Below are 783 nucleotides of genomic sequence, written 5' to 3'. Positions count from 1 at the left end.
CTCTCCGCCATTATCAAATGTGATTGTTTTGCAAAGCCCTTTAAAGGGCTTCATCATGCGATTTATCCCACGAGTGACTGCTTTTTTGGACTTGCTACGTACTTTGCAGGTAACTAATAGCTTAGATACTCGCTCTACCATCGTGACTAAATACCCATCTTGACCATAAACAGTATCACCTTCCCAGTGGCCAATCTCTGAGTTATCGTCAACAATAGTAGGCCGAAGAGAGATATCAGTGCGGTTGGGAATTAGTCTTGCGCCAGCTTCTACACCTTTACGCTGTTTGTATTTCTTACCTTTTCGAGCAAGCATCCTTTGCCAATACTCTCTTTTGACTATATTGTAAATCGTACTGCAACATATTGTATTTTCTATTTTTTCTTTACGCATTCGTCCAGATATCTGCTCGGGACTTCAACCAAGTTGCAAGTATATTTGAATTATTTTCTTATTCTTTTTATTGCATTTTGTGTGCTTAATTGAAAGTGCTCTTTTTTGAAAAGCATGCCTATGTGCTTGCTCAGCACAATAACTTCCAGAAGGACAACGTCGTAACTCCCTTGAAATGGAGCTGTTACTCCGTTTTAATTTTTGTCCTATTTCACGAGCAGAAATACTATGTGTATTCCAAGCTTCAATCTGGTATCTTTCACCCAGTGTCAGTTGCTTATATTGGTGTCCCATGGGATTACCTTAGTTGATTGTGTGAGAGCTTGAAGCTTATAGGCAACTGACTCTCTAATCTATACCAAAGTGTGTCGGTTATTCTTGGGATCTAAA

General features: G+C 39.3%; 1 pseudogene. It reads right to left on the bottom strand.

The window, feature by feature from the left end:
* Window positions 1-687 (bottom strand): annotated as a pseudogene (locus tag PVK71_RS20320) (IS30 family transposase); the annotation flags it as partial.
* Window positions 688-783 lie beyond the last annotated feature (96 nt).

This window comes from Aliivibrio sp. S4MY1 (assembly GCF_028765545.1).
Taxonomy (GTDB): domain Bacteria; phylum Pseudomonadota; class Gammaproteobacteria; order Enterobacterales; family Vibrionaceae; genus Aliivibrio.
Note: the sequence above shows the minus strand (reverse complement) of the source record. Positions and strands in the feature narration are given on the sequence as shown.